This window comes from Motilimonas sp. E26, assembly GCF_021278025.1.
Lineage (GTDB): Bacteria > Pseudomonadota > Gammaproteobacteria > Enterobacterales > CBDFNC01 > Motilimonas.
Map to the genome: position 1 here is coordinate 80002 of NZ_JAIBHJ010000014.1, position 14046 is coordinate 94047.

At 45.1% G+C, this 14046-nt stretch carries 14 protein-coding genes; 13 read left to right on the forward strand and 1 reads right to left on the reverse strand.

Annotated elements, in window-relative coordinates; genetic code table 11:
• Window positions 1-246: 246 nt before the first annotated feature.
• Entirely contained in the window at window positions 247-945 is a 699-nt protein-coding gene (locus K1M91_RS13035; RefSeq protein ID WP_232802329.1) for a DNA alkylation repair protein, read from the forward strand.
• Here K1M91_RS13035 and K1M91_RS13040 read toward each other — a convergent pair.
• A complete protein-coding gene (locus K1M91_RS13040; RefSeq protein WP_232802343.1) occupies window positions 942-1649 on the reverse strand; it encodes a UTRA domain-containing protein in 708 nt (235 codons plus the stop codon). The two genes, K1M91_RS13035 and K1M91_RS13040, sit on opposite strands and share 4 nt — an antisense overlap.
• 262 nt (window positions 1650-1911) lie before the next feature.
• On the opposite strand from K1M91_RS13040, the gene K1M91_RS13045 reads away from it, so the two are divergent.
• The 12 genes from K1M91_RS13045 to oppF all read left to right on the forward strand — a co-directional run bounded on the left by K1M91_RS13045 (window position 1912) and on the right by oppF (window position 14016).
• Window positions 1912-2967, forward strand: a complete 1056-nt coding sequence (locus tag K1M91_RS13045; RefSeq protein WP_232802353.1) for an ABC transporter substrate-binding protein — start codon at window positions 1912-1914, stop codon at window positions 2965-2967.
• A gap of 119 nt (window positions 2968-3086) precedes the next feature.
• Window positions 3087-3233: a hypothetical protein gene (locus K1M91_RS13050; protein ID WP_232802355.1), complete on the forward strand. Its 147-nt coding sequence runs from the start codon at window positions 3087-3089 to the stop codon at window positions 3231-3233.
• On the forward strand, window positions 3230-4051 hold the full coding sequence (locus tag K1M91_RS13055) for an alkaline phosphatase family protein (protein WP_232802370.1): 822 nt from the start codon (window positions 3230-3232) through the stop codon (window positions 4049-4051). The genes K1M91_RS13050 and K1M91_RS13055 overlap by 4 nt, the downstream gene beginning before the upstream one ends.
• The gene (locus K1M91_RS13060; RefSeq protein WP_232802372.1) at window positions 4044-4931 is read left to right on the forward strand and encodes an ABC transporter permease subunit; all 888 of its coding nucleotides are present in this window, start codon (window positions 4044-4046) and stop codon (window positions 4929-4931) included. The genes K1M91_RS13055 and K1M91_RS13060 overlap by 8 nt, the downstream gene beginning before the upstream one ends.
• Window positions 4918-5733: an ABC transporter permease gene (locus K1M91_RS13065; protein WP_232802374.1), complete on the forward strand. Its 816-nt coding sequence runs from the start codon at window positions 4918-4920 to the stop codon at window positions 5731-5733. Before K1M91_RS13060 ends, K1M91_RS13065 begins: the two co-directional genes overlap by 14 nt.
• 10 nt (window positions 5734-5743) lie before the next feature.
• Window positions 5744-6763, forward strand: coding sequence for an ABC transporter ATP-binding protein (locus K1M91_RS13070; RefSeq protein WP_232802377.1), 1020 nt, complete (start codon window positions 5744-5746; stop codon window positions 6761-6763).
• A 1-nt stretch (window position 6764) separates the two neighbouring features.
• Window positions 6765-7430, forward strand: a complete 666-nt coding sequence (locus K1M91_RS13075) for an HAD family hydrolase (protein WP_232802378.1) — start codon at window positions 6765-6767, stop codon at window positions 7428-7430.
• Window positions 7431-8481: 1051 nt separating this feature from the next.
• Window positions 8482-10101 (forward strand): ABC transporter substrate-binding protein, encoded by a 1620-nt coding sequence (locus K1M91_RS13080; RefSeq protein WP_232802379.1) that lies wholly within the window; start codon window positions 8482-8484, stop codon window positions 10099-10101.
• Window positions 10102-10177: 76 nt separating this feature from the next.
• Entirely contained in the window at window positions 10178-11098 is a 921-nt protein-coding gene (gene oppB, locus K1M91_RS13085; RefSeq protein ID WP_232802381.1) for an oligopeptide ABC transporter permease OppB, read from the forward strand.
• Between the two features lie 15 nt (window positions 11099-11113).
• On the forward strand, window positions 11114-12022 hold the full coding sequence (gene oppC / locus K1M91_RS13090) for an oligopeptide ABC transporter permease OppC (protein WP_232802383.1): 909 nt from the start codon (window positions 11114-11116) through the stop codon (window positions 12020-12022).
• A 9-nt stretch (window positions 12023-12031) separates the two neighbouring features.
• A complete protein-coding gene (locus K1M91_RS13095) occupies window positions 12032-13021 on the forward strand; it encodes an ABC transporter ATP-binding protein (protein ID WP_232802385.1) in 990 nt (329 codons plus the stop codon).
• Entirely contained in the window at window positions 13018-14016 is a 999-nt protein-coding gene (gene oppF, locus K1M91_RS13100; protein WP_232802387.1) for a murein tripeptide/oligopeptide ABC transporter ATP binding protein OppF, read from the forward strand. The genes K1M91_RS13095 and oppF overlap by 4 nt, the downstream gene beginning before the upstream one ends.
• The last annotated feature ends 30 nt before the right edge of the window (window positions 14017-14046 follow it).

The window sequence follows — 14046 nt, forward strand, 5'->3', positions numbered from 1 at the left end:
CTCATAAAAGAGGGAATGAGAAAAATCACTCGGTACTGCTCTTTACATAATTGAACTGTCAGAAATGTCCACCAGTATCCGCTCATTTCATTCGCCATTTAGAGCTTGTAACAAGTAACGAGACAACTAAGATCAAGATTAACAAACAAACAACAAATAACAAAAATAATAATCAAACCGTGGTCAAACTCAGATTCAACCACAATAATATTAAGTGTCCAAAATAGTGCGAATGATAGGCGTAAAATGAAAGTATTATTAAATGAACTAAAACAACATATTGAGCCAGATAAAGCTGCATTTTTTCCGCAGTTCTTTAAAGCATTCCCTGGCGGGTATGGGGAAGGCGACCAGTTTTGGGGCATTCGCGTACCACCGCTGCGCCAATTAGCTAAAAAGTATCGTCAGCTACCTTTAAATAAAGTTGAAATACTTATTACGTCTCCCATCCATGAGCAACGTTTATTAGCCCTATTCATCCTGCGGTTACAATTTGAAAAAAGCGATACTGATACACAACACGCCATCATCGATTTCTATTTAACGCATTTGGCTGGAGTTAATAACTGGGATCTAGTTGATGGCTCAGCGCCCTATTTACTCGGCACTTGGCTATTAGATAAAGATACGCAATTACTTTGGACACTGGCTAACAGTGAGCAGCTTTGGTCACAGCGTATTGCCGTGATGAGCAGCTTTGCTTTTATCAAACAAGGTCGATATCAGCTCACCTTAGACCTAGCCGCGCACTTATTGCAACATCCCCATGATTTAATGCATAAAGCCATCGGCTGGATGCTGCGTGAAATCGGTAAGCGCGATTTAGCAACTGAGCTAGCTTTTTTAGATCAGCACTACACAAACATGCCGCGCACTATGCTGCGCTACGCTATTGAAAAATTTGATGAGCCACTACGACAAGCCTATTTAAAGGGGACGCGTTAACCGTGGCTATCTATTGAAATTTGCACCGCATCGGGACGCCAATATTCAAACTCACAATCCATTAGCTCGCCATCTTGTTTATAATTCACTCGGCATATTTTCAGCACTTGCTGCCCCGCCGCTAAATTAAGCGCCTTAGCAACATGGCTAGGGGCGGCGCTGGGCACGACATCAAAGCGCGAACGCGTAGTCACATAATTGAATTTTTCTTGGTATAAATAAGTGAGCGAGCCCGTCAAGTCTTGCTCTAACACATCAGGAAATAATCGCGCAATTAAGCAGTTTTCCACAAACAATACCGCCCGACCATCGATTGAGCGTAGTCGCTCAACAATATGGATCGGCGTTAACCTATCCACCTCTAGGGCTACCGCATATTGTTGCGACGCCATCACACTGCGTACTGATAGCAATTGGGTTTGCGCAATACGATTTTGCTGCTGGATCATTTGATGAAAATGACTACGCGAAAGCGGGTTGTATTGAATGCGAGGTGGCGAGACAAACCAGCCGCGGCGTTCTTCTCGATAAATAACCCCTTCCGTTTCAAGGGCGACTAAGGCGTCTTTCACTGTGATCCGGGTGGTTGAAAACAATTCGCTTAACGCTCGCTCCGAAGGCAATTTATGCTGAGCGGTTAATTCTCCGGCGGTAATTTGTTCACGTAAAGATCCCTTTATTTTACTCAGCTGAGTCACTGGCATGGAATCTGTCTTCTCACTCCGAGAGTAAGAAACATTTATCGAAGTCACGTTTGGTCTATTCCAATCTAACAAACAAAAATGACAACCTAACTCACTAAGATAACAAATTAATGACAACAATGGTCTTTGTAAACAACCACACTAGCGCAATAAAAATGACATAAAAAAACACCCTAACTGTCAACTTTATTACACCAAATTTTCATATTGGATGCTTAGCATAACTTTCGAACTCACTGACCTAGTCCAGAAGGATGTAACAATGAAAACCTTGCTAACGGGCGCCACCCTATTGGCGGCCACTTTATCTACATCGGTATTCGCTGACAGTAATACTAAAATTGAAGCGTTAATCAAAGCAGCACAACAAGAAGGGCAACTTTACAGCGTTGGTATGCCTGACAGCTGGGCGAACTGGAAAGACACTTGGCGCGATCTTGAAGTGATGCACGCAATTAAGCATCAAGATACGGATATGAGCTCTGCGCAAGAAATTGCCAAATTCGAAGCCGAAAAAAATAATGCTACGGCAGATATCGGTGATGTAGGCTTTGCATTTGCTCGCGTCGCAGTGAAAAAAGGCGTCACCCAAGCTTACAAGCCTAGTACTTGGGACGACATTCCTGATTGGGCTAAAGACCAAGATGGCCATTGGGCACTGGCTTACACTGGCACCATCTCTTTCATCACTAATAATAATTTAGTCGAAAAAGCGCCAACCACTTGGAACGACTTACTAACTGGTAAGTACAAAATCAGTATTGGTGATGTTGGCGTTGCTGCGCAAGCTAATAATGCAGTATTAGCGGCTGCTTTTGCTAATGGCGGTGACGAAACGAACCTTGATCCTGCTATCGAATTTTTTGCCAAGCTAGCCAAGCAAGGTCGCTTATCTTACACCGACCCAAGTATTGCTAACTTAGAAAAAGGCGAAGTAGAAGTGGCGGTATTATGGGACTTTAATGCCCTAAACTACCGCGACCAAATTGACCGCAGCCGCTTTAGCGTGACCATCCCACAAGATGGCTCAGTGATCTCTGGTTACACCACTATCATCAATAAATACGCGAAAAATCCAAATGCAGCGAAGCTTGCGCGCGAATACATTTTCAGCGACCAAGGTCAAATTAACCTCGCTCAAGGTTACGCTCGCCCAATCCGCAACAATGTCACCTTACCGAAAGAAATCCAAGACAAATTAATTGCCAGCAATCAATACACCAATGTCCACCCGGTATCTGATTTCAGCGCATGGGAAAAGTCAGCGCGTAAACTGCCACGTCAATGGCAAGAAAGCGTGTTGATCCACCAGCAATAAGGTGACCATCACCTAATGCTAGGCTGCGCAGCTCAATCAGCTCGCAGCCAATTTTTTGTTTTTACACATTCATCATCAGTCACATCGCCCGCATTAGAAATGCAATTATGAATAACAATATGAACAATAATATTAGCAATAAAGTGATCTTAGTCGTGCTTGATGGACTCAATTACCAAGTCGCTCATGATTGTATTATTGGCTATTTAAACGGCTTAATTGAATTTGTCATCAGTCACATCATCAGCAGTAGAAAGCAATTATGAACAACAAGATGAACAATAAAGTGATCTTAGTGGTGCTTGATGGACTCAATTACCAAGTCGCTCATGATTGCATGGGTTATTTGAATGGCTTAATTGAGCAACAGCGCGCTAGTCTATCACCCATTCAAAGTGAATTGCCGTCACTCTCACGGCCACTATATGAATGCTTATTAACTGGGGTGCGCCCCATTGACAGCGGCATTGTCAGCAATAATATCGTTCGACGCTCTAAACACGACTCCATATTCAGTTTGGCTAAAAACCAAGGCCTGAGCACTGCCGCAGCGGCCTATCATTGGGTCAGTGAGTTATACAATCGCGCACCTTATCAAGCCGTTCGCGATCGCTTTACCCAAGACGAAACTCTCAATATCCAACACGGCTGCTTTTACCAATGGGATCATTACCCTGATGAAGCGGTATTTTTAGATGCCGAACAGTTACGCCTTAGCCATCAGCCAAACTTTTTGTTGATCCACCCGATGAATATCGACGATGCCGGCCACAAATTTGGTTTAGACTCGTCGCAATATCGCAACAGTGCACGCCATGCCGATGTACTGTTGTCGCACTTTATTGATCTTTGGCTAGCAGATGGCTATCAAGTACTGGTTACCAGTGATCACGGCATGAACAATGACCGCAGCCACGGCGGAACACTCCCCGAAGAGCGCGAAGTGCCCTTATTTATGATCGGCTCAGCATTTGCTCACCACGGCGCACATATCAAGCAAACCGATATTTGCGGTTTATGCTGCGAGTTACTCGGCCTTGACCATCAAAAACCTTACCCAAAAGAGAGCTTGCGTTATGACTAGCAGCGTCATTAATACTCAACCCCGATTACGCCAACAAACTAAAGTTAAATGGCTTAAGCTACTCAAACCCGGCTTATGTTTACTGCCTTTTGCGGTGTTCTTTTACCTATTCCAACTTGCCCCTATGTTGTGGGTGGTGGTGAACAGCTTTTTAGTAGAGCAAAGTTGGTCGCTGGATCATTACCACGAAATCTTTAATTCATCTTTTATTCAACAAGGCTTTCGCAACAGTTTGTGGTTAGCGACATGGTCGAGCGTAATTGGCCTAGCCATCGCTGTGTTACTGGTGTCGTCACTGCGCCGAATCAACAGCAAAATACGCGATGGCGTGATCGCCTTTACCAATATGAGTAGTAACTTTGCCGGCGTGCCACTGGCCTTCGCCTTTATCATTATTCTGGGAGTCAATGGCGCATTGACTCTGTTATTAAAACAATATGGCTTGATTGATAGCTTTAACCTGTATGGACAATGGGGCCTGCTGGCCATGTATGTGTATTTTCAAATACCACTGGCAGTGCTACTGCTATACCCCGCATTTGATGCCCTAAAGGACGATTGGCAAGACGCCGCCGCATTACTTGGCGCAAGCAGCTGGCAATATTGGCGCCGCATCGCGCTACCGGTGCTGTCTCCTGCTTTGCTAGGTACCTTGATCATATTAATTGCTAACGCCATTGGCGCTTATGCCAGTGTTTACGCGCTAACATCAGGTAATTACAACGTGGTCACCGTGCGCATCGCCAGCTTGGTATCAGGTGATTTATTTCTTGAGCCGAATTTAGCTGCCGCCATATCCGTGGTACTGATGTTAATCCTCGCCTTCATTACCCTTATTAACCAATGGTTAATCGCAAGGAGCTACCATGCCAAAAGCTAACGTTAATTCTAATCACAGTGCTATTTGGCATAAAACCGTGGTTTATGGCATCGTCTCGGTGATGTTACTGCCTATCTTGGCTACCTTAGTCTATTCCCTTTCATCAAGCTGGGGCGCGACAATTTTACCTGATGGTTTCACCCTTGACTGGTATGGCCAATTACTCAGTGATCCACGCTTTTTAGCCGCGTTTGGTCGCTCACTATTAATTTGCAGTGCCTCACTCGCGCTCAGTGCTATTTTGGTGATCCCAGCCATTTTTGTCGTGTTTTACTACTTTCCTAAACTCGACAAACTCATGAACCTGCTCATTTTGCTGCCCTTTGCTGTGCCGCCAGTGGTGTCGTCAGTGGGGTTATTACAACTATATGCCGACAGCGCTTGGCCGATTGTCGGCACGCCTTGGATCTTAATTGGCACTTACTTCACGATTGCCCTGCCCTTTATGTATCGCGCGATAGCCAATAGCTTTAGTGCTATTCATTTAAACGATTTAATGGACGCGGCTCACTTACTGGGTGCCAGCACATTTCAGGCATTTTGGTTGATCGTACTGCCGAACCTTAAAAAAGGCTTATTGGCTTCGCTGTTTTTGTCCTTCTCTTTTTTACTCGGCGAGTTTGTGTTTGCCAACCTACTAGTAGGCACGCGCTATGAAACCTTACAAATTTACTTATACAACATGCGTCAAACCAGTGGTCACTTTACTTCTGCGTTAGTCATGACCTATTTCTTGTTTGTATTTCTTCTCACTTGGTTGGCCAGTCGATTCAGCGCCAAACCAGCCGCCATTTCAGAATGAGCCTAATACTATGAGCTACGTAAACGTTACCCAACTCACCAAACGCTTTGCTGACAATACCGTATTTAACGATATCCATTTCACTGTCGAGCAAGGCGAGTTTGTTACCCTACTAGGCCCCAGTGGCTGTGGTAAATCCACCTTGCTGCGCAGCTTGGCCGGGCTAAATCCGGTTGACGGCGGCGAAATTTGGGTGAATGGTGAAAACATTACTCATCATTCGCCGCAACAGCGTGGCATTGGCATGGTGTTTCAGTCTTATGCCTTGTTTCCCAATATGACCACCGCCGAAAACATTGCTTTTGGCTTGAAAATGAAAGGCATGGGGCAGCAAGAAATACAAACCCAAGTGCAGCAGGTTATTGAGTTAGTGGCATTAAAAGGCAAAGAAAAACACTACCCACACCAACTTTCCGGTGGCCAGCGCCAGCGTGTTGCCTTAGCGCGCGCCTTAGTGGTTAAACCACGTATTTTATTACTTGATGAGCCATTATCAGCACTCGACGCGAAAATTCGTAAGCATTTACGCCAACAAATTAGAGACATTCAAACCGAGCTCAACCTCACCACAATATTTGTCACTCACGATCAAGAAGAAGCGATGATCCTATCGGACCGGATCTTTTTGATGAATCAAGGGAAAATTGTGCAACAAGGCTCACCAGAGCAAATCTACACGCAACCTGCTAATGAGTTTGTCGCGCAATTTATGGGTAACACTAATCTAGTGTCAGCCAGTGCGGCTAAGCAATTGTTCAATTTAGACACGCCTCATAAGGTCGCCATTCGCCCAGAATCCATTTACGTGAAAGAAGCCGGTCGCCACTACGAGCCCCATATCTCTTCACCACAACTTGGGGTGATCAAGCAGCATCAATTACTGGGTAATGTTATTCGTTATCAAGTTGAAGTACACGATTGTGAGTTGTCAGTCGACTTACTCAATCGATCTTCAGAGCGATTGCTCGCCAACGGCAGTCAACTTGAGCTACTGTTTAACCTTAATGAAATTCAACCAGTGAGCGCCTAAAATGACTCAGCCACTCTATGTATTTGATTTAGACGACACCTTAATCAATGGTGACTGCGCCATGATTTGGAGTGAGTTTTTGGCCGATAACGGCATTGCTACTGATCCCGACTTTGTCGCCAACGATCGCGCCCTGATGAGTCAATACGCTAATGGCACGCTTGATATGGCGCAATACCTTGAATTTGTCATGGTGCCATTAAAAGATGTGCCCGTGGCGCAAGTTCATCAGCTTGCCGAGCGCTGTGTACAGGAAAGGGTGCTGCCTAAGCTCTACCCCGAGGCTCAGCGTCTGATTGAAAATTTACACCGCGATAATATCGCCACCTTAATTATTTCCGCCTCGGTCGATTTTATCGTGCAGGCGGTGGCACAAGAAATTGGTATCTCTCAAGCCATAGGTATTGAACTAAAAGTGGTCAATCAAAGGTATACCCACGAAATTCAAGGAATCCCCAGTTTCAGAGAAGGCAAAGTGACACGCATCAAAGAATGGCTAGCCAACAGGCCGGAACACCATGGCGAAGTGCATTTCTTTACCGACTCGATTAATGATTTACCCTTGTGTGAATACGCTGATCAAACCTATTTAGTCAACCCTTGCCAACAACTAACCGAGCATGCCCGGCGCACGCAATGGCCAATTTTAAATTGGGGAAACATTTAAATCCTCTTAGTAAAACGCAACTTAGGGAGGTCACTCCCGCCCAGACAAATAAGTAAAAACCGCCTATGACTCAGGCGGTTTTTGACTCAAAAAGAACGGGTTTGGGAATTATTCTGCCTTTAAGGCAAATCGATATTGGTCATATAGCTTTTTATCTACTTAATCAGAGCTTCGAGTTGAGCCTTTGGCGTACCACACAAATAGCTCTCCAGATATGACACTACTGCGCTCTTGCGCTGGACTGCAGTTATCTTTCCATTGCTGCAGACTAGTGAAGGAAGCAGGTGCAGCAGTCAAGGTGAATTCAGGGCATACATAAACTGCATACCAGGCTCAAAACCAACCGACCCTGTATCACTATCTCAAGTGTCATAGCCTAAGCCACCAATATCGACTTAAATTATGCCAATATTTTGCTACCGTTCGGCTCTTAAGCAAGGTGCTTTTAATAAAAATCGCCTTCATTACGACCACCGAAAGCACAACAATAATTCGATTTAACCTATAGAGCACAGCAGCATAATTATTTAACAAAGACGACTAGACGCAGGACATTGAGTTAATTTTAGAGCGTTACATCTGTTTACTTAACAACTCGCATTCTGACTAGAGCTCGCAGGAAAATGTCTTAAACCAATTGAATAGAGATCACAAAGAGAATAATAATTTATAAAAGTAATTGTCAGCAAAACCACCTAATCCGGCATTATATTTTCCGGTTAAGCGACAAAAAAATTCTTACTACCAACAAAATTTAGATTAAATATCATATTCTTAATTAGTAACCACTTACCAACTCTTTAACCACGACTAGGGGCTATTACCCCGCCAATGCCAGCTTGATCCTGATCATTCAAGCTATCATTTATTCTAATAATATTTGTGTTCCACCCCATATGCTTTGTAAATTGACTTACAAAGAAAGGGTTTATCACTATATTTACCTTTCAAAAACAATCATAACTAGATAATTATTCATTTTAAGCAATCACCTATAATATTTTTACAAATATCAATAATTGCTTAAAAACCTAAGCATATGGAGATAATCATGAAACGGAAACAGTCCCTCATCGCATTTTCAGTGATAACAGCATTCGCCTTAAGCTCTCAAGTACTCGCAGCCGATGTACCAGCAGGAACTGAACTCGCAGCCGTACAAGAACTGGTAAAAGGCAATGGCGCAGAAGTCGCGACTCTTGATCCACATAAAGCAGAAGGTGTGCCTGAGGCTAACGTGTTACGTGATTTATTTGAAGGCTTAGTCACTTCAGGCCCTAATGGTGAAACCCTGCCCGCCGCTGCTGAAAGTTGGGAAACAGCAGATAATAAAACGTACATTTTCCACATGCGCCAAGGCGCAAAATGGTCAAATGGAGACCCAGTAACCGCACACGATTTTGAATATGCGTTTAAGCGCGCTGTTAATCCAGCAACCGCTTCACCCTATTCTTGGTATTTCGAAAAAGCCACCATTAAAAATGCCAAAGCTATCATCGCGGGCACCCAAGCAGCAGAGCAGCTTGGGGTTAAGGCAAAAGATGATAACACCTTGATTATTGAACTAGACAAGCCTTTGCCATACTTTGTTTCTATGCTTTACCACACTTCTACCAACCCAGTACACAAGGCAAGTGTAGAAAAGTTAGGCGATAAGTGGACCCGTCCAGGTAATATGGTCAGTAATGGCGCTTACAAACTCGATACTTGGACCGTGAACGAGCGTATTGTCTTGTCACGTAATGAACAATATTGGGACAATGCCAACACCGTAATCAACAAGGTAAGCTACCTACCGCTACAATCACAAAACGCGGAAATGAATCGCTTTTTAGCTGATGAAATTCACATGACTTACGAAATGCCGATAGAGCACTTCAAGCGTCTGAAAAAAGAATACCCTGAGTCAATTCGAGTAACAGGCTATGTAGGCACCTATTACTACCAGTTTAACACCAAGCAAAAGCCGTTTGATGATGTTCGCGTGCGCACCGCACTGTCTTACACCATTAACCGCGAAGCCATCGCCAACTTTGTGTTAGGTCAAGGGCAAACACCTGCGTATTCGTTTACCCCTAAAATAGTCGATGGCTTTGAGCCAGCACCACAAGAATGGGCTGGGTTAAGCCAAAAGGAGCGTGATGCTAAAGCGAAAGCATTATTAGCCGAAGCCGGATACAACAAGGATAATCCGCTGAAGTTCTCACTGCTCTACAACACCAGTGAGAACCACAAGAAAGTCGCTATTGCAGTGTCATCAATGTGGAAAAAAGGCCTCGGCGTTGAAGCCAAACTTGAAAATCAAGAGTGGAAAACCTACCTCGATTCAAAAAAACAAGGTAATTTCAGCGTTGCTCGTGCCGGTTGGATTGCCGATTACAATGAAGCCTCGTCAATGTTGAGTTTGCTGGAAAGTGACAACGGCAATAACGACGGTAAATACAATAGTCCAGCCTACGACAAGTTAATGGCAAACAGCCGTATTACCACCGATCCTGTTGAGCGTGCTAATTACTACCAGCAAGCTGAAACTATCTTAAGTAAAGACATGCCAGTGGCGCCTATCTACCAGTATGTTACCGCCCGTTTAGTCAAACCTTACTTAGGCGGTTACCCAAACAACCCACTGGATAACCTGTACAGCAAAGATATGTACCTAATCAAACAATAACCATTAACTCCTATGGAACAAAACCACTCAAGTTCACTTGAGTGGTTTTTTGAGTGTCAGCAATGGAAGCCATCCGATGACTAAGTTTATTTTTAAACGTTTACTGGAAGCGATCCCGACCCTATTGGTGCTTATTACCGTGTCATTCTTTTTGATGCGCTTTGCACCGGGTAACCCGTTTTCAAGTGAGCGCTCACTCCCGCCTAAAGTAAAGGCTAACATCGAAGCCAAATACGGCCTCGACAAACCAGTAATTGAGCAGTATTTCAACTACCTTAAGAACCTAGTACAAGGTGACTTAGGCCCTTCGTTCAAATACAAAGATTATTCGGTCAACGAGCTAGTGGCACAAGCACTGCCCGTGTCAGCCAAAATTGGCGCCACCGCATTTGTGCTAGCGGTGTTTTTTGGTGTTAGCTTAGGTACGCTCGCCGCCTTAAAGCAAAACACATGGCTTGACTACTTTCTGATGTCAGGGGCTATGGTTGGGGTGGTTATCCCTTCCTTTGTGCTTGCGCCAGTGTTGGTACTGGTGTTTTCCATCAGTTTAAAATGGCTACCCGCAGGTGGCTGGAACGGTGGCGCATTGCAATTTATGGTGCTGCCAGTGATTGGCATGATGATGCATTACATTTCATCAATTGCCCGCATTATGCGCGGCAGCATGATTGAAGTGATGAGCTCTAACTTTATCCGCACTGCGCGCGCTAAAGGTTTGTCCATGTCCTACATCGTTATTCACCATGCCCTGCGCCCTTCCATCTTACCCGTGGTGTCTTATTTAGGCCCTGCGTTTGTTGGTATTATTACCGGCTCTGTGGTGATTGAAACCATATTTGGCTTACCCGGCATCGGCCAGCTATTTGTTAACGGCGCACTGAATCGTGATTACTCCATGGTATTAGGCCTCACCATTTTGGTTGGCGCATTAACCATTACCTTTAACGCTATCGTCGATATCCTGTACGCAGTGATAGATCCGAAAATTCGTTACTAGCCTTGGAGTATTAATATGTTCGTTACCAAAGAGAAACGCCAGGCGATTGAAAGTGCGGCGGAAAGCTTAGAAATAGAAGGACGCAGCCTGTGGCAAGATGCCCGTCGCCGCTTTTTTCGTAACAAAGCAGCAGTGGTCAGTCTGATTATCTTAACCTGTATTACCCTGCTGGTAATTATTGGCCCACATTTAAGTGCATATGCCTTTGATGATACAGACTGGTCAGCCATGCATGTTGGGCCAAGTATTGAAAACGGCCATTACTTTGGCACCGATAGCTTGGGTCGAGATCTTTTTGTGCGCACCTTGATGGGTGGACAAATATCCTTAATGGTCGGCCTACTTGGTGCGGTCGTTGCCATGATCATCGGCACCCTCTATGGCGCAACTTCAGGCTTTATTGGTGGCCGCGTTGATCAGCTAATGATGCGCGTGCTGGAAATTTTATACTCATTTCCGTTTATGTTTTTTGTGATCTTATTGGTGACCTTTTTTGGTCGTAATATCTTACTGATTTTCCTTGCCATTGGCGCGGTATCTTGGCTCGATATGGCGCGTATCGTGCGCGGCCAAACCTTAAGTTTAAAACGCAAAGAGTTTATTGAAGCAGCCCATGTGTGTGGCGTCAGTAAATGGAAGATCATCACCCGTCATATTGTACCCAATGTATTAGGAATAGTGGTGGTTTACGCTACCTTACTGGTTCCAAGTATGATCTTATTTGAATCTTTCTTAAGCTTCCTTGGCCTTGGTGTACAAGAGCCCATGACCAGCTGGGGCGCGCTACTCAACGAAGGCTCACAATCCATGGAAATTGCTTTATGGCAACTGCTGTTTCCCGCAGGATTCATGGTCACTACCTTGTTCTGCTTTAACTTTGTCGGCGACGGTTTACGTGACGCCTTAGACCCGAAAGACCGCTAAGGAGCCAGCATGAAACTGTTAGATGTAAAAGACTTAGAAGTACAATTTGCCACCCCTGAAGGCAGCGTCGTCGCGGTAAACAAGCTGAACTTTAGCTTAGATAAAGGCCAAACCTTAGGTATCGTTGGTGAGTCTGGCTCAGGAAAAAGCCAAACCGCGTTTGCCTTAATGGGCTTATTGGCGAAAAACGGTACCATCAGCGGCAGTGCTAAATTTGAAGGCCAAGAAATACTTAACCTGCCGGAAAAACAGCTCAACAACATTCGCGCCGAGCAAATTGCGATGATCTTCCAAGATCCCATGACCTCACTGAACCCCTACATGAAAGTAGGTGAACAATTAATGGAAGTGCTGATCAAACATAAAGGCATGAGCAAACAAGATGCCTTTAATCACAGCGTGCGCATGCTCGATGCGGTTAAAATGCCGGAAGCACACAAACGCATGGCAATGTATCCTCATGAGTTTTCTGGCGGTATGCGCCAGCGCGTAATGATTGCCATGGCGTTGCTATGTCAGCCTAAATTGCTGATTGCCGATGAGCCGACCACCGCACTTGATGTAACGGTACAGGCGCAAATAATGTCACTGCTGAACGAGTTAAAAGACGACTTTGGCACTTCTATTATCATGATCACTCATGACTTAGGCGTGGTGGCAGGTATTTGTGACTCAGTATTAGTGATGTACGCTGGGCGCACCATGGAATACGGCAGCGTGCGCGATATTTTCTATCGCCCAACCCACCCTTACACTCAAGGTTTGCTCAAAGCCATTCCGCGCCTGGATACTGAAGGTGAAATATTGCCAACCATCCCAGGCAACCCACCTAACTTATTGCGCTTACCAATGGGCTGCCCGTTCCAACAACGCTGTGAATTTGTCAGCGAACAATGTCAGCAAAGCGCACCCGATTTAACGGAATTTGCAACAGGTCGCCAACGTGCCTGTTTTAATCCACCAGCAGTGATTACCACAATTTCTGGGAGTGAAGCATGAAACAAGTTAACGAAGCGGCAAACGCCATCCTAGAAATAGAAAATTTAAAAGTACAGTTTGAAATAAAGCAAAAAGGCGGCTGGCCTTGGACACCACCAGCACAGTTAAAGGCTGTTGATGGTGTTTCCATTAAGCTTTACCAAGGCGAAACCTTAGGCGTGGTTGGCGAGTCAGGCTGCGGCAAATCTACCTTTGCCCGCGCCATTATCGGCTTAGTGAAATCTTGTGCTGGCAGCATCGTTTGGATGGGACAAGATCTCACCAGTCATAGTGAATCAGAGCTGCGCGCAGTGCGCCAAGATATTCAAATGATCTTCCAAGATCCGCTAGCTTCCCTTAACCCACGCATGACAGTCGGCGATATCATTGCCGAGCCATTGCAAACTTTCTTTCCGCAGCTAAGCAAAACAGAAGTGCGCGCCAAAGTGAAATTGATGATGGACAAGGTAGGCTTATTACCTAACGTAATTAACCGCTATCCTCATGAGTTTTCTGGTGGTCAGTGTCAACGTATCGGCATTGCACGAGCGCTGATCTTAGAGCCAAAGCTGGTGATTTGTGATGAGCCAGTGTCGGCACTGGATGTCTCGATTCAGGCGCAAGTGGTTAACCTACTCAAGTCGTTGCAAAAAGAAATGGGTTTATCGTTAATCTTTATTGCCCATGATTTATCGGTGGTGAAACATATTTCCGATCGCGTGTTGGTGATGTATTTAGGCAATGAAGTGGAGCTGGCCACCTCAGATGAGCTGTTTAATAACCCTAAACATCCCTATACTCACGCGCTCATGTCAGCCGTGCCCCTGCCCGACCCCGATAAAGAGCGCAATAAAACCATCGCATTATTGCCGGGCGATTTACCCTCGCCAATCAACCCGCCATCAGGCTGTGTATTTCGTACCCGCTGCCCACAGGCCCAGCCGCAATGCAGTGAGTTGAAGCCGCAATTAAAAGGGAATGAACAACACCAAGTGGCGTGTTTGTTAGTGAGCTAATATAAAACAGGCGCTAACGATAACTTGCTA